This window comes from Bacillus sp. FSL P2-0099, assembly GCF_038007445.1.
GTDB lineage: Bacteria > Bacillota > Bacilli > Bacillales > Bacillaceae_G > Bacillus_A > Bacillus_A mycoides.
In genome coordinates, this window is the sequence record NZ_JBBOXE010000001.1 from 3,221,751 (window position 1) to 3,237,905 (window position 16,155).

Sequence of the window (16,155 nt, forward strand, 5' to 3'; positions counted from 1 at the left end):
TAGACGTTTTCCTGTCCACAAATAGCGGGATACATATAAAAAATCATATTTTCTTCTTTATTGTTCATACTACAAAAAGATGTACAAAAGGAGGCTACTACTTTGAAAAAGAATGCTCGTGGATACGTACAAGATTCTTTTCATTCCTTACAAGAAGCGAAACATTGTTTAGAAGATGCATTACAAACTGTTGAAGAAGATTTTAATCGCGCACGCATTGAACAATCCCTTTACGCTGTAGAGCAGGCATTACAAAGATGTGATTATACCGTTCACATTTTAGAACAAGAATGAAAACTTCCCATCAAAAGATGGGAAGTTTTTTCAAATGGCATACTTCATCATTATTACCGTTATTATTAAAAAATATACAGAATTAACAATTTCTAAAATCCCTACTTTTAATATAGAAATCTTTTTGCCATACAACATAATGGCCCGAATTACACTTGGTACAAATATGAGTGAACACCATGGATTTATAGCAAATACAATTACTGTTAATACAATATGGTATCCCCAAGATATAAAACGATACTTCGGATTATTTTTTTCACGAATCATCGTTTTCACATAAAAGGTACTTCCTAAAAAATATAGAAATGAAATAAGCGCAATGAATAATGCTGTTCTATCAATAAATTTCATGGAGAAATAATAACTTATTAAGCCGCCTATACAAAACACTATAATCGCGCAAATGTCATTTAGTAATGCTCGTTCATTTTTTTGATGAGCGTAATACATATTTACAATAAACAATGGAATCATTAATACTGCGAATAAAAGAATTCGCCATTCATATAATAAAGAAATCATCCCAAATACAAATGCAATGATAAAATAAACAATTGTAGCGTGTAGAAATTCTTTTTTTCGTCTTTGCCTTATGTACATGAGAAATGGATACGTGGCTAGATAGATAAAGAACCAGGCTAAAAACAATGGGATATGATAAAAAGTAGGTTTACCAAGTAATACACTTAATAGAAATGGTATGACAAGCATCGCCCATGCTCCATGTTGCTTCGGAATAACTAACTTCATTAACTATACACCTCCCTCTTGAAAATAGTTCTCACCTACTATTATACAAATAATTTCATATAATAACGGATATATATTAGATCTATTTTTTGACAATAAAAAATGCTCCTTACAATATGTAAGAAGCATGAAAGAGGCAAACAAATATGTAAGTCGCGACCCTACCTTATATGAGTATGCTTTTCTATGTCACGTTATGCTCATCTAATATACCGTATTTCTTTTTAAATCTTGTGAGGATCGTAATCCATGACGTACTAAATAACAGAAGGAAAATAACATTCGATATTGCGTGACTCAGATCAAAGTAAAAACTTGCGATATAGTAGGCAATAATTGTTTCCCACGTTGCTTCCTGTATAAAACCAAGAAGTCCCCAAAAATTCATAATCCAGCCAAATAAAAATCCAACGATAAATCCATATATGAGTCGTCCCCATAGTTTTTTCATCAAAAATGTATTTCGAAGTAATCCAGCTATAAACCCTATCATGCCCCAAGAGAACATTTGCCACGGCGTCCACGGACCTTGTCCTAAAAAAATGTTAGATACAATAGCCGCCGTTGCCCCAATCATAAAGCCAGTTTCACTCCCAAAAACAATTGCAGAAACGATAATGACAAAAGAAGTCGGTTGTACACTTGGTAAAATAGAAAATGGTACCCGGCTAACCGCTGCAATCGCCGCTAACACAGCAACGATAACAATTTCACGTGAAACAAACGCCTTCCTTTCAAAACGGACGTAGAAAGGTAGCATAATGACAGCTAATAAAAACAAGCTACTTACCATGTAATACCCGTCCATAATCAGAGTCGTAAAGAGTAGTGTACATATTACAACGGCAAAAATAAATATTATGAATGCAACATATCGTTTGGACACGCTTCGTACACATCCTCCCACGTTAATGCAAATGGCAACTCTCTACGGATGAATCGATTAATAGATGTTGTATAAAAGAAGTTACCACTAAAGAACTCTTTCGGTGCATCATTCATAATGACTTTCCCGTCAAATAACATCATGCACTGATCAACGTATTTCGCTGCAAACTCAATATCATGTGTTGCCATTACAATTGTTGTACCTTCTTTTTGCAACTGCTTAAATAGCTCTCCTACTCTTTCCTTTTTCCATGGATCTAGTCCGATACGATAAACTTAACTAAATCTATACAATTCAATCAAATTTACACGAGTTAGTGCTTCATCGTGTTCTCGCAACCCCGAAGGGACGAGGGGTATAACACTCCACACGAGGCAGTATCGTTACCTCCTATTATCAAGCATTTATTTTACCCATCTTGATAAATTTATCGCAGCATTTACATCCCTATCGTGATGGCTATTGCACCTAACACAACACCACTCACGTATTTTTAAACTCCACTGTCCTTCTGGTTGAACTGAATGGTCGTATTTTACTCCGCAACATAAACAAATCTTGCTTGAGGCGAACCATTTATCAGCTTTTACATATGCAATGCCATACTTCTCGCACTTGTATGACAAACATTGAAAGAAGAAGTTTAATTTTTGAAAGGAAAATGCTTTCGATAGTTTTTTGTTTTTTAACAGGTTTGAGATAGGTAAGTCTTCCACAACAATTCTCATTGGTTTGGTTTTCACCAATTTAGCTGTTGCTTGATGGATATGGTTATTTCGGATATTCGTAATTTTCCTAGATAACCGCAGGTGCTCAGTTTTCGCTTTTTCATATCCGGCAGATTGAATTTTTACACCTTTTTTAAATCTCCTAGACATATCTCTTTGTGCTGACTTTTTCCTTTTCAAAAGTTTTTTAACCTTGGCATCTTTGTTTATATTTCGTTCTTTCATACCATTAGAAGCTACAAACAGCTCTTTTAAACCAACATCCACACCAATCGACTCATTGGTTAGTGCTTGTAATTCAAAGTCTTCTTGGAATCCTACACTAATCCACCAGTGACGACCATCAAAGGTAACTCTTGGATTTGATGGTTTTTTGTTTCTTGGTAGTTGTTGGCTTGTTTTCACTTCTCCAATGGACTGAATATCAACTACTTTCTTTCCTATAATCAGTCTTTCATAATTGGCATAAAATCCTTGGATTAAATCTTTTTTGGATTTATAAGAGGTGTGATAACCATTTTTGTACTTTTTGAACGAATGTTTTCTCGCCGTATCAAAATCTTTTGAAGCCTGTTTGGGCACTTGTGCATTAATGTCTTTTAACCACTCATATCTCTTTCGCTTCTTGATCTTTGTAAATCGTTTCTGTAAAGCTAACTGTGAAACAGATTTTCCAAATAGCTTATAGTATCTATCACTCATTCTTTTACAATAGTTATAAGCAAATCTTGCAGCACCAGCATGGTTTCTAAGCACTTTTTCTTGTTCAGGCGTTGGAATTAGTCTGACTTTCTTCGCCAATATCATCAGAATTTAACTCCTTTAATGAAAGATTTGTTCTTCTGAATAGTAGCGTGTTCCACCAGCATTCTCCTTAGACTACTCGGATGCAAACCTGTTAATTCTGATACTTGACTAACTCGTGAAAATTTCATTATGATTCTCACCTCATCGAACCAAACATAGCACATACGTTCTATATCTTCAATGAAGTTTGATAGATTCAATAAAATTTATCTTGTTCAACTAAGGGCGCAATTCCTTAGCCAGTTCTCTTATGAACTTCTCATGTTTTCACATGAGCGCAGACTATATGTTTATCTACTTAGAGATAGAGGATTTTTCCACCACCATAGGCTTGTGATGTACTCTCGTCAGTTATACGAGATAGTCGTTGAACGTTCATCTTATCCATTTTGACTTAGATGATTCGAGGCGGAAGACCCATTGTTCTAGTGTTTAGGATTTAACCTTGCACGATCTGATTGATTTTTTCTGCTTTCGCAACATTCACGCTCGCTATTTCTAGCCACGTTGTAGTTCAATCAGCTTTAGGGATTGCCCGCAGTTAACCCTCACTACTAGCCAATCACTTGACTAGCAGGGCTTACTGATATATTTAATTAACTTTGGTTATAATTGGTTAAATAAATCGTAACAGTTAGTTACCCTTTGTCGGTTCATCAAGCAATAATAAAGTCGGCTTTGATAATAACGTTGTACATAATGCGAGTAATTGTTGTTCCCCGCCGCTACAATCATGCGGATGACGTTCTTTAAGCGAATATAACCAAAACTGTTTTAGCATATTTTCTGCTATTTCTTTTCCTTGTTCTCCGTATAATTCACTTGCACGTTCATACACTTCTTCCCACACTGTATCAAATGTAAAATGATAGTATGGGTGCTGCGATACATATCCTATACTTTTAAATCGTTCTTTCGAATCAATTTTATGTATCACTTTTCCACTCCACTTTACTTTCCCTCTTCTAGCTTTTTGTAATCCTGCTAAAATCGTTAACAGTGTAGACTTCCCGGTTCCGTTTTTCCCAACTAGAGCTGTCCATTTTCCTTTTTCGATGTTCACTGTTAAATCTCGTAAAATAAGGGGACTATTTTTCTCATATTGAAAAGATATATGTTCTGCACTTAAGATCACTTCTTGCTTTTCACACTGTTCTACTTGCCCACCCCTATATGATATCGCTGAAAAATCATTCATTTTCATTTGCGCTTCTCGCACTGTAAACGGAATATCTTCTACATTCCACTCTAAAAACAATCTTGGAATTTGCGGGATAAATGGACGGAACTTTTCAACTTCCCACATGTTAGCTATAACCGTTTTAGGACTACCATCATAAACGATTCGGCCGTTATTCATACAAATAACGCGTGTTGCAAGTGGTATCACTTCATCCAGACGATGTTCACTTAAAACGATCGTAATTCCAAGTTCTTCATTAATACGTTTTAATAATCCTAAAAACTCTTTTGCAGCAATCGGATCTAGCTGCGCTGTCGGTTCATCCAGTAATAATAACTTCGGCTGCATGACTAATACTGCTGCTAAATTTACTAGTTGTTTTTGACCACCAGATAAAGTATGAACAGATTGATGTAACAAATCTTGAAATCCTAAAAAGCTAATAAGTTCCGCTATTCTTTTTTGAATAATATGTGATGGTAACCCGATATTTTCTAAAGAAAATGCTAATTCTTGAATCACTGTATCCATTACGAGCTGATTTTCTGGGTTTTGAAATACCATACCAATGTCTTGTGCAGATAATAAATCAGGTACTTCCTCTAATAAAACGTCATCATAAAATATCTCTCCTGAACGCGTGCCAATTGGCAGTAATTCCTTTTTAAAATGTTTTAATAAAGTTGTCTTCCCAGAACCTGAACCGCCAGCAAGTACTATAAATTCTCCTTTTTGAACAGAAAGAGAAATATGCTGTAACGCTTCTTCATTTTCATCAGCATATATAAATGATAAATTCTTTATTTCTGCATGCGCCACCATATCGATTCCCTTCCTTCCATCATAATCGGTAAACTAATAAACATCATAAATAGGAAAAACATCATTCCATCGTATTGCTGGAACAGTATTGATTCCACTTTCGGATAGATAATCAATTTCCCACCGCCATAATAACTAAATATAAATGAAGTTATTAATAGAAAAACTAAATAACTTAGCGTATACAAATCACGTCTTTCCATTCTATATCGAATATATGTCGTACGCTTCGTTACACCAAACCCACGAGCTTGCATAGAATCTGCCGTTTGAAGTGCATCTTCTAACGAACAAACTAATAACACTTGCAGTAATTTCATTCCATTTTTTATACGCTCAATGAGTGAACCTGAATCTAATTGCACACCTTTCGTTTTTTGGACGAGTGTAATTTTCTTTAACCGCCTAATAAACAAAGGAACAAACCTCACTGTAATCATCGTTAACAATGCTACTTTCGGTGAAATTCTCGAAAATAAATATAAAAATTTATGACTCGAAATAATATCGTTATAAGAAGCAAACGTAAACATAATCGCAACTAATAATAACCCCATAACAAGCCCAAACATAACTGCCTCAAGCTTAATCCGGCTATCTCCTAACCAAAATAACGTAGTCGCCCCTCTATGCGTTAATAAAGAATTAAATAAAATTACCATTAGAAAGAATACGATAGTACTTGGCAGCATGTTTCTTATTTTCTCGCCATTTCCTTGTACTATATTTAAGATTACTATTAGTATAATCGCTCCAATTAAAAATAGAGGATGAAGACACATCATACATAGTATCATCACCCCAATATAATAGAAAAAATTAACAAAAGGATGTAAAGAAGAAAAGCTTATTTTCATAGTCCTTTACCGAAGATCCTTTCCTATTTTAATACAAACACCCACTCAATTGTATCGCCTGGTTTTACTTTAACTACACCAGCACTATAGTTTGGAAAAGCACCGTTCACACGATATTTCCAGCCACTAGTAGTAGTAATATCTTTCTCGTATAAATCATTAATACCTTTTACATAAATATCACCTTTAGAGCCCATTGCATCAACCTCTAGTCCTGTGCCCGTTAGCACACTGTAAACTGTGTCGCCTTCTTGTACATCAACCTTTTTCGCACCTAATAAGTATCCTTCATGACCTTTTACGGAGATAGTAACTTGTTTCGATTGCGGTTTCGGTACTAGTACTGGATCTGGTTTTGGTGGTTCAGGAGTTGGTACTACCGGAGTCGGTATCGTTTTCTCCTCTTTATTCGGATCTTCCTTTTGCTCCTGTTTCGGTGTTTCTTTCGGCTGATTAACAACCTTCGCCTCTTCTTTTACTTCTGGCGCTTTCTGTTGCTGGGGTTTCTCTTCTTGTACTTTTTGTTGCTCTGGTTGTTTATTTGCAGCAGGCTGTTCCTTTGGTTTCTCTTCTTTCTTTACTTCAGGTTGTTCCTGCGCTTTTTCTTCTTTCGGTTTCTCTTCTACTTTTTGTTCTTGTTTATCTTTCTGCTCTTCTTGTGGTTTTTGTTCCGGTTCAGCTTGCTTCTCTTCCGGTTTCGGTACATCTTTTTGTTCTTCCTGTTTCGCTACTTCTTTTTGCTCTTCTTGCTTCGGTTCTGCCTTCTTCTCAGGTTTTACAGCCGTTTCTTCACATCCGGCTAATAATCCCAATGAAAGAACTAAAGAAATGAACCATTTCATCTTACTCATGCTGTCCCTCACCTTTCATATTAAAGTGAAACTTTAATGAGTGGAGATTTTGTTCATCCCCACTCATTATTAGCCCTCACTTTTATAATAAAATTAGGAGCAAATGATTGCTCCTAATTTTTGTTAAGCTGCTTTACGTCTCCATAATACATATGCAGAAGCGATACATAATACACCCATACCTACTTGTGTAGCTGCACTATGAGAAGATGCTCCTGTTTGTGGTAATTGATTCTTATTCTTGTTTGTTTCTTTATTAACTCGTTCGTTATCTACAACAACTTTTAGATTTTCATCTTTTGGTTGTTCTTGTAACTCTTCTTGTTGTTTCGGCTGTTCTACAACTTCTTTTTCTTCTACAGTTGTCTCTGGCTCTACAATTGGTTTCGTATCAATTTCATTCTCTACTACATTTGACCAATCATAAATCGATTTTCCAAGATCTTTAAACTGAAGTAAAGCTAAAAATGCTTGCTCTGTAGCCATTCCGCTACCTTTTTGATCACTTGGTAACCATTTAAACTCACCATTTGGAAGCTGGTATGACATTAAATTTTGTACTGCTTTATTAAGACGATCGTGATCTACATCTTTAACTAGCGATAGTCCAATAATTGCTTGTGCAGTACTATTAGAATTCTCTTGTCCATCAGCGGCAAAACCACCATTACCTAGCTGCTGCTTGTATAAATAATCAACAGCTTTTTGAATAGCTGGCTTTACATCTGCTTGATCTTGATAAGGAGCTAATGCTGCTAATACCATACTTGTTACATCAACGTTACTAGCACTTTCTTTACTACTTGAACTATCATATGTCCAGCCACCGTCTGTATGCTGCGCTTGTAAAAGTGCTTGTACTAAAGCAGCTCGATTCCATTTTGCTTCGGCCGGAATCTCATATTTCTTTGTATCTAATGCAAGTAATGTAAATGCGTATCCTGTAACAGAATTCACTTTATCTGATTCAAATAAATTTTGTACTAAATTTTGTCCCTCTACCTTTGTAGGATCGACATTCATTGCATTCATCATAATAATCGTTCTAGCTAAATCTGTTGCTGAAAAACGATTTAAACGCTTCTTAACCTTTTCAGCTACTGGCTTAACATAGTTTATTTTCGTTTCAAGCGGAACATTTACACCTGAACGAGCAAGTCCAATCGCAACCCAATCACTACCAATTCCATCTTGTAACATCTTTTCTGATGTTTTAGAAATCGCTTCGTTTAATTGTGCTGCTGGAATTTCAACTTTCTCTTCCTTTGGTTGTTCTGTTACTTTATCTTCTGGTTTACCATCTGGTTTTTCTGTTTTCGGTTCCTCTGGTTTACCATCTGGCTTTTCTGTTTTCGGTTCTTCTGGTTTACCATCTGGCTTTTCTGTTTTCGGTTCCTCTGGTTTACCATTTGGCTTTTCTGTTTTCGGTTCCTCTGGTTTTGGCTCTTCTACAGTTTTACAAGTGCCAAATTTATCTAACGTTTGTTGCAACGTTTGTTGACTCATATTGCTCCAGTCTGCAACGTAACGAAATGCAACAACATCCCCAGACTCTAATTTATAACTATCCGCCCCAACTTCTGCAGATTTATCATTTACATCATACAACCAACCGCTCGTTGCTCCGGCCATTAATCCATCGATGCCCTTTATATACGTTCCAAATGACATACTTTCAGATGTTACTTTGTCACCCATAACTTTTTGTAGCAAACTAAAAGCTGTTTCTCCATCTTCAATGGAAACTTCTTTCGGACATAACATAATTCCTTTTTGTGATTCACCAATAATTGCAAGTTTCGCTGTCTTTCCTTCAGCAAACGTAATATGTACTGTATTCGCAAAAGAAACAAATACAAGTGCCACTGCCATTAATGATGTAAGCAGCCATTTCTTTAACATTGCCATCCCAAAATTCCCTCCCTTTACTAACATTCACACAAAAAAGACCCTTTAAGGGTATGCGGTTGACACTCTCTTTTTGTAAGTGTCGAACAAGAATGTACAACACCTCCTACCCGCATTAACGAGCAGTAAGACCCCCACCTCAAATTCAACGAAAGCAAAGAAGTTAGGTAGGGATCAACTGCCCGTAAATGCCCGATTGGTGAGGCTAATAATCAGTGGGATGAACAAAATCCCCACTGATTAAAATTTCACTTTATCGTAAATACGATAAACCTATACATTCTACAAATTTTGATTTTCTGTATTATTTTACTATTGACAAAGAATTTTGTCCATGCTTTATCTGATTTATTTTCTAAGAATAGTAACTTACTAACCTTTAACGATGCAAACTCTTTTCACTAATAATGACGCCATCTTCATCCGCATACACATATTCATTTGGCTTCCATTCTACTTGTCCAAATTGCAATGAAATACCACGCTCTCCTTTTCCTTCTTTTATACTTCTATTTGGCATCGTCCCTAACGCTAAAATACCAATATCTATATTCTTTAGTTCACTAGAATCACGAACATATCCATTCACAATAATCCCTGCTAGCTTTCTTTCCTCCGCAATAGCTGCCAAATTATCACCAAGTAACGCACAATTCGTAGACGCTCCGCCATCAACAACTAATACCGTTCCTTCTGGTAATGTTTGCAATCCTTCCTTCACTAGTACATTATCATCCTTCACTTTTACCGTTGCGATTTTCCCATAGAATTGTTTTTTCTTCCCGAAAGACCGAAAAGACTGGCGACATATTTGTAATTCCTTTTCAAATTCATCACATAGATCCGTAGTTTTCCACATCTTTTTCCCCTCTTTTCCTTATTCCTTCTATATAACATATTCTTGGGTTATTTTCGTTTCCCTGTCTAATGTTGCAAGAATTTGTATGTGCGGTGAAAGTCATATACAAATGAAGGAAAATAAAGCTTACCACTTGAAACTATTGCTTTAAGTAAAAAGCTTTATTATCATCTATTCCACTCCTATGAAAACCATTTATTCTAGCATAAAGATAAGAAGGGATTGATCATAATGATCAATCCCTTCTGTCAAAGTATAATTTCACTAAAAACTCTTTAAAAATCTTAATTCCAAATTTTATTTACCCATTCTGGATGATCAATAAAAGGATTACGATTATGTTGATATTTCGTAAAAATCACTTCATTACGCTTTCGCTCTAAATCATCGACAGGGTCTTGTTCATTCCATTTTAGTAAAACGGATAGTTTACCCATGTATGGATCTTTATTGTTATTCACCTTTTCATTTAATTCTAAGTCTATTTCGCCGTTGTCTCCTTCATAACGAACAGCCATGTAAAATAGCATTCTAGCGATATCTCCTTTTACACTATCACGAGGTTCCCAAGAATCACTATCGTACTTACATTCTGTCGCTTCTGAATGATTCACACCACCATTATCAAAATCCAGATTTCCACGTGAGCTATTTACAGATACATCCGTCGCTCTTAAATGATGCAAATCTGTTCCAGCTCCTGCAGTCGTTCCAAAATCACCGTGAGATTTTGCCCAAACATGCTCTCGGTTCCAATTATCAACTCCTGAACCATTCGTAAGTTTCCCTTGCGAACGCCCAGTATATAAGAGTAGCACATTGTTTTTATTATTTGGATCTTCATCAGTATCTCTTAGTGCTTCCCAAACCGCACTGTATGATAACTTTGTATGATCATCAATAATATTATGAAGTTCCTTCTTTAATTCTAAACCCATTTTTCCTATTGCATTATTATAATATGTATCGTCATAGCTTTTTACAATAATCTCTTGTGGTGATGCAGAAGCTACTTCACCGTGTATGATATCTGTGAATGATAGAGATGCAGTACCTAAAATAAAAAATGAAGATAGTGTAACCATAGCAAGCCTTGTATTTCTAAACTTCATATACCCATTTCCCCTTTAAAATATAATTTGAAGCTATTAACTAAAAAATGCTTTCTAGCCCCCAAAAACTTTTAGAAAGCCATACCCATCCTTTTCTTTTTATTTAATACAAAACTCTATTGAGTCTGTATTATTTCCACACTTTTTGTTTATCTACTTTTCACAAGGAATATCCTTCTCTAGTAAAGATTATTAAAATATTCTTTACAATTAAAAAGTAGTTTAATGTTAACTTATAAATTTCAATTTTTTTATGCAATTATGCATATTTGATAAATCGTTCGACTTTTCTTTTTTCTATAACTGTCTTTATTTTTTGTGTAAAACCCTTCTTCCTCTGTAGAATAAGTACAAAAATAGATTGGATACCATGTAAGGCACCAATCTATTTTAATTAAAGAAACTTTGGTAATTCTGAGTTCACAACACATTGTGCAGTAATGATAACATTTTTATATTGAGACAGAACTACTACTATTTATTTGGTATCGAATCTATATACTTTTTAACTACTTCATATACATATTCTTGATTTGCCGCTGCGGTATTTGGGTTGTATTTTCCGCCGTTTGTTTTATTGTTAGATAATACGCGAATCCCTAAGAATGGTACGTCATAAGCTTTTGCGATTTGCGCTGCTGCTGCACCTTCCATTTCTTCTACAGATGTACCGTATTTTGTATGGAACCATTTAATTCTATCAACTTCATTATTCCAAACGTCTGCTGAACCTATAGTACCTTCCACCACTTTACCTTTTGTATATTTATCTTTCACTGCATTAGCTGCTGCAAGTAAATCCTTATCTCCCTCATAGTATCGGATTTTCTCAGCATTTGGATCTTCTCCTGCACTTCCTTCAGAAGCCATTAAGTCCATAGATATCCATTTTGCCGGTTCAATCCCTTGGTTCTCATCCATATTTGTTGTTTTTAATGACCCTATATTCGCGACTTGTTTTCCTAAAACAATATCAAATACGTTTAAATTAGGATCATGTCCACCTGATGTTCCTTGGTTAATAATCGCTATAGGCTTATATTTTTCAATAGCCACTGCTGTAGCGGCTGCTGTATTTTCCATTCCTTTACCTGTTTTCGCAACGATTACAGGATAATTGTCTACAGTTCCTTTATAAAAGGTAAAAGTTCCAGATTTTTCTTCTTTCACATTTTTTAACCTTTTTGCAAATTTTTCAGCTTCTATTGGCATTGGACCTTGAATTAAGATTGGTTTTTGATTACTTTTTGCCTCAACTTGTTTTGGACCCGCATTACATCCCGCAAGTATTGAGAATGACAATGCAACAGTAGTTACTAGGGCAGCACATTTTTTCAACGTATTCTTCTTCATAAATAATCTCCTCTTTCTCTTGTTGTTTTCTATACTCGATGTTTTGGTCCAAAGAAAAAAGCTCTAGAAATTGTAGAAAAATCTCTACTTTCTAGAACTACGGTAGTCAAAGTTAATTAAGCAAAAGATAAGGCCATTGCTAAATTATAGAACGGTAGCGGCTCAATACACCGAATGACCGAATACTTTAACCCGTAGTCCAGTTCTTTCATTGGGAACTAGGTAGAAACGCTCGGACCATATTACCGAGTATATACGAGTGATGTTATTTAAAATTATTATATTGATAATATAACAAACTTTTAGTGTATACACAATCTAAAAGTGAACACTTTTAATAAAAATAATAAAAATGTTCGTTTTTACAACTTAAATAGTTAGGATTCATCATTCCTAAATGGATAACGACGCTAAAAAACTCATAACCCATATACTAAACTAGATTAACCTACAACAACCGATCTTTTACAGACAATTACTCTACCTTTTCAGCGTTTGAGGCATTTACTACTACATAATTCGGTATTGTCGCAACGAGTTGTATTAAATGTTGGTACATACTAATTTGCATCATTTCATTCGCCTTCTCAGTATTTCCAAGCATTTGATACGCTTGTGCGATTAAATCTTCCTCTGGAAAATTAGGTCGTATCGTTTCGCCAAGTAATTGAAGCACCTCATTTGGTCTATTGAGTATAAGATAGCAAGTTGCTTGAAAAGATGCCGCCTCTTTCACAAGAGAAACATCTTCACTTTCTCCCTGCACTCGGCTAAAGAGATACATTGCCTCTTCTAAAATTTCAATTCTTCTATCCATATCCTCTGTTAACATGTGGTGATTAATAAAAAGTAGCCCCATTTGAATCAATAATGGAAAACAAGAATAATATTTTTTTGTCACTTCCCTGCACTCCATCATTACTTCATCAAACGGTTCTTCACTAAAAGCTTCCGCTAGTCTATGATATAAATTTTTAATATCTTCCTGTTCCATTTGCGGTGTATAACAGATTAATTCATCTATACTTATGTTAAAGTACGATGCTAACAGTGGCAAAAATGTAATATCCGGATAACTCTGCCCAGTCTCCCATTTGGAAACAGATGCTTTCGTAATACCGATATACGCCACTAACTCTTCCTGTGTAATTCCTTTTTCTTTTCTCTTATCCGCAATGATTTTATGAATATGAATTTCTCTCACTGTATCACCTCATACTTTTATTATATGTACTTTATTTCACACAAAATATAGATTTAAAGTCGACTTTCGTTAACAAAATCAACTGTTAGGAAACATCTCTCTAAAATAAAAGAAGCTCCAAATTTTATTATATTTAGGTCATAGATATTAAACTTAATAAAATCAAAGGCAGGAACATATTTGATATGTTCCTGCCTTTTTATTGTGGGGTACCGATACATAGCCATCTAGCTAAGATTTTGAAGTGCTTCAAAATCAAAAATTTCATCTCACCACAGTTTTCTATGAGAATCCAGTGAACAACTTATTTGCATAGTTTTCGAAAGTGGAAGTAAATTTAAGTTATTTTTAAAGTAGGTATACCTAGTACAAATTCTTGAATTGCGCCCGTTTGTTGAATATTAATTTTCATTATACTTTTTGTACTGAGTCCAGTGCTTTTTTTAATTCGTCTGGTTTTTGAGTGCCGATTACTACTGTGTTATATTGCAACTTTAACTCTATACCCTTATTTCCATTCATGTTATAGGCTTTTTCATTCTTAAGGTTAAAACGAATTCCCCATCCCCCAAATCGTTTTAGTGGACTGTAAGTAATGCATTCATAATGATGTATATTTTTGAAAAGGTACTGCTTATATTGAAAATGAAAATGAAAAGGAACAAAACGAACATAAAGACCTTTTTCACGGACCTCAATGATCAGTTTCAATACTCCAAGCATTAATACAGGAAAGGCAATCCCGAAAAACAACCACATAACAATTAATACACCATTAGGAGCTGGTTTATCTCCAAACGGGATATCAAGAATAATTTGTTGAATAAATCCATACCACATCAGTATGGAAATCCCTAATATGAGTATCCATACCCAAATTTGGGATCGCTGAACCTCACGAAAGATAACTTGTTCTTGTTGTTTCATTAATGATTGTCACCTCCTAAATGGTTTATTTTTTCTCACTAATTTTAAGCCGTTTTGCACTTCCGAAAAATGCGCTCCCAATTATGAATATAATGGAAGAAAGATACATTGTTATCCCTGAATATTTATTTTCAAATATTGTAGTATTAAGTAAATTAATAAACATTATTAATATAAGTGATATGTATAATCCATTAATATATTTCATTTATACCCCTCCCTTATTTTTTCTCCCATCTCCTTTTTCCCTATTTTACCATATGAGAGAAGTGATATATTGTTTGATTTTGGTTGTATATTGTATGCATACTTGGTTAACATAACGTCTCATTATCAGTAGCAAGGAAAAAGAAGAACCCTGCTCTCACAAGGGAACCTTCTTTTTTAGTTCTATGAATCTATACATTTTTTTATACATTCCTATCCTGGCACGGTTTTAGGGTTCTTGTTTGTTACTGGATTAGCCAAAAAACTGTATAAAATCTTGCATACTCTTAGCGTGGGGTTTTCCAAAATACTGGCATCCCCCAATATGTGCTTTCTTATGGGTATTTCTTGAACCCTCATTAAAACACTTTCCCGTCCTTTGTCTATCTTTAAAAGTAACTCTGCTTGTTTATTTAAAGTCCTTGAAACGAGGCATTGTACTCCTCCTAAAGCCAAACAAATGATTAAAATTACACATCCATATTATACTTATTAAACTAAAAATTCAATCTCTTTTTATTTCATTCATTATGTAAATAAAAAAGGATAATCCGCCCTCATAATGGACTAATTATCCTATAAATCTTTATCTAAATTTAATAAAATTAGAACTTCTTTTCCTATGTATACTTATTTCGTTATCTCACCAAACTGCGCTCTCGTCACTTTCATCAAATCTTCAACTTTAAGCTCAATTTGCACGCCGATTTTCCCGCCGCTTACAATGATTGTTTCAAGTGATTGGGCACTTTCATCAATACATGTAGAAAATAATTTCTTCATTCCTACTGGTGAACAACCACCGCGAATATACCCTGAAACTTTCGTAATATCTTTAACAGGAATCATTTCTATCTTCTTTTCACCGACCGCCTTTGCGGCTGCTTTTAAATTTAGTTCCTCATCTACTGGGATAATGAACACATGATAATCCTTACTATTCCCTTGAGCGACAAGTGTTTTATATACTTCTCTCACTTCTCTACCAATTTTCCCAGCAACTGATACGCCATCAATTTTCCCATCGTCCGGATCATATGACATCATCGAATATTCAATTTTTTCTTTTTCTAATATTCGCATCGCATTTGTTTTATCTTTTTTCATAGTGTTCTCCTTAAAAAGTTATTTCATATTATTAAATTTTCTTTTATTATACACTCTTTTCAATTTCTCCTACATAACTTCACGTATTCTTCAAAACTGAAAATATTGATTTTTCCAAATTAATCTGATATAATTTGGAAAAACTTATGTTAAGGAGAGATTTTAATGCGAACTTTTAATACGTCTTTCCAACTTCATCATCATACGTAACGCCGTGTATCCGAAGAAAAATTTTTCTTCGTGGGTACAGGGCTTTTCCTGTTGACCCACGAAGCGTTCATAAAGCTATGTGGG

13 protein-coding genes, 3 pseudogenes and 1 riboswitch are annotated in these 16,155 nt (G+C 34.8%); of the genes and pseudogenes, 1 reads left to right on the forward strand and 15 read right to left on the reverse strand.

What is annotated here, in order from left to right:
* Nucleotides 1-102 precede the first annotated feature (102 nt).
* Nucleotides 103-294: a hypothetical protein gene (locus MKY90_RS16560; RefSeq protein ID WP_002084448.1), complete on the forward strand. Its 192-nt coding sequence runs from the start codon at nucleotides 103-105 to the stop codon at nucleotides 292-294.
* 30 nt (nucleotides 295-324) lie between these two features.
* Here MKY90_RS16560 and MKY90_RS16565 read toward each other — a convergent pair whose 3' ends face one another.
* The 15 genes and pseudogenes from MKY90_RS16565 to ybaK form a co-directional block, all read right to left on the reverse strand.
* Nucleotides 325-1,047: a YwiC-like family protein gene (locus MKY90_RS16565; protein ID WP_063219356.1), complete on the reverse strand. Its 723-nt coding sequence runs from the start codon at nucleotides 1,045-1,047 to the stop codon at nucleotides 325-327.
* 184 nt (nucleotides 1,048-1,231) lie between these two features.
* The gene (locus MKY90_RS16570) at nucleotides 1,232-1,933 is read right to left on the reverse strand and encodes an ECF transporter S component (RefSeq protein ID WP_063219357.1); all 702 of its coding nucleotides are present in this window, start codon (nucleotides 1,931-1,933) and stop codon (nucleotides 1,232-1,234) included.
* Nucleotides 1,906-2,199, reverse strand: a pseudogene (locus tag MKY90_RS16575) (ABC transporter ATP-binding protein); the annotation flags it as partial. The gene MKY90_RS16570 and the pseudogene MKY90_RS16575, both read right to left, overlap by 28 nt.
* A 141-nt stretch (nucleotides 2,200-2,340) precedes the next feature.
* On the reverse strand, nucleotides 2,341-3,471 hold the full coding sequence (locus MKY90_RS16580) for an RNA-guided endonuclease InsQ/TnpB family protein (protein WP_215551969.1): 1,131 nt from the start codon (nucleotides 3,469-3,471) through the stop codon (nucleotides 2,341-2,343).
* A 640-nt stretch (nucleotides 3,472-4,111) separates the two neighbouring features.
* Nucleotides 4,112-5,476 (reverse strand): annotated as a pseudogene (locus MKY90_RS16585) (ABC transporter ATP-binding protein); the annotation flags it as partial.
* Nucleotides 5,455-6,333 (reverse strand): energy-coupling factor transporter transmembrane component T, encoded by an 879-nt coding sequence (locus MKY90_RS16590; protein WP_033710053.1) that lies wholly within the window; start codon nucleotides 6,331-6,333, stop codon nucleotides 5,455-5,457. The pseudogene MKY90_RS16585 and the gene MKY90_RS16590, both read right to left, overlap by 22 nt.
* A 23-nt stretch (nucleotides 6,334-6,356) precedes the next feature.
* Nucleotides 6,357-7,184, reverse strand: a complete 828-nt coding sequence (locus tag MKY90_RS16595; RefSeq protein ID WP_002013950.1) for a DUF4430 domain-containing protein — start codon at nucleotides 7,182-7,184, stop codon at nucleotides 6,357-6,359.
* Nucleotides 7,185-7,307: 123 nt separating this feature from the next.
* The gene (locus tag MKY90_RS16600) at nucleotides 7,308-9,092 is read right to left on the reverse strand and encodes a DUF4430 domain-containing protein (protein ID WP_215599469.1); all 1,785 of its coding nucleotides are present in this window, start codon (nucleotides 9,090-9,092) and stop codon (nucleotides 7,308-7,310) included.
* A 379-nt stretch (nucleotides 9,093-9,471) separates the two neighbouring features.
* Nucleotides 9,472-9,951, reverse strand: coding sequence for a ribonuclease E activity regulator RraA (gene rraA / locus MKY90_RS16605; RefSeq protein WP_002190176.1), 480 nt, complete (start codon nucleotides 9,949-9,951; stop codon nucleotides 9,472-9,474).
* Between the two features lie 284 nt (nucleotides 9,952-10,235).
* Nucleotides 10,236-11,063, reverse strand: a complete 828-nt coding sequence (locus MKY90_RS16610) for an endonuclease I family protein (RefSeq protein WP_002033283.1) — start codon at nucleotides 11,061-11,063, stop codon at nucleotides 10,236-10,238.
* A gap of 474 nt (nucleotides 11,064-11,537) precedes the next feature.
* A complete protein-coding gene (locus MKY90_RS16615; protein ID WP_002128267.1) occupies nucleotides 11,538-12,416 on the reverse strand; it encodes a 5'-methylthioadenosine/S-adenosylhomocysteine nucleosidase in 879 nt (292 codons plus the stop codon).
* A 175-nt stretch (nucleotides 12,417-12,591) separates the two neighbouring features.
* Nucleotides 12,592-12,695: riboswitch (purine riboswitch) on the reverse strand.
* A gap of 199 nt (nucleotides 12,696-12,894) precedes the next feature.
* Nucleotides 12,895-13,620 (reverse strand): annotated as a pseudogene (locus MKY90_RS16620) (helix-turn-helix domain-containing protein); the annotation flags it as partial.
* Nucleotides 13,621-14,031: 411 nt separating this feature from the next.
* A complete protein-coding gene (locus MKY90_RS16625) occupies nucleotides 14,032-14,547 on the reverse strand; it encodes a DUF6141 family protein (RefSeq protein ID WP_098168889.1) in 516 nt (171 codons plus the stop codon).
* Between the two features lie 25 nt (nucleotides 14,548-14,572).
* Nucleotides 14,573-14,755: a hypothetical protein gene (locus tag MKY90_RS16630; protein WP_002128270.1), complete on the reverse strand. Its 183-nt coding sequence runs from the start codon at nucleotides 14,753-14,755 to the stop codon at nucleotides 14,573-14,575.
* Between the two features lie 629 nt (nucleotides 14,756-15,384).
* Nucleotides 15,385-15,861, reverse strand: coding sequence for a Cys-tRNA(Pro) deacylase (gene ybaK / locus MKY90_RS16635; RefSeq protein WP_002128271.1), 477 nt, complete (start codon nucleotides 15,859-15,861; stop codon nucleotides 15,385-15,387).
* Nucleotides 15,862-16,155 lie beyond the last annotated feature (294 nt).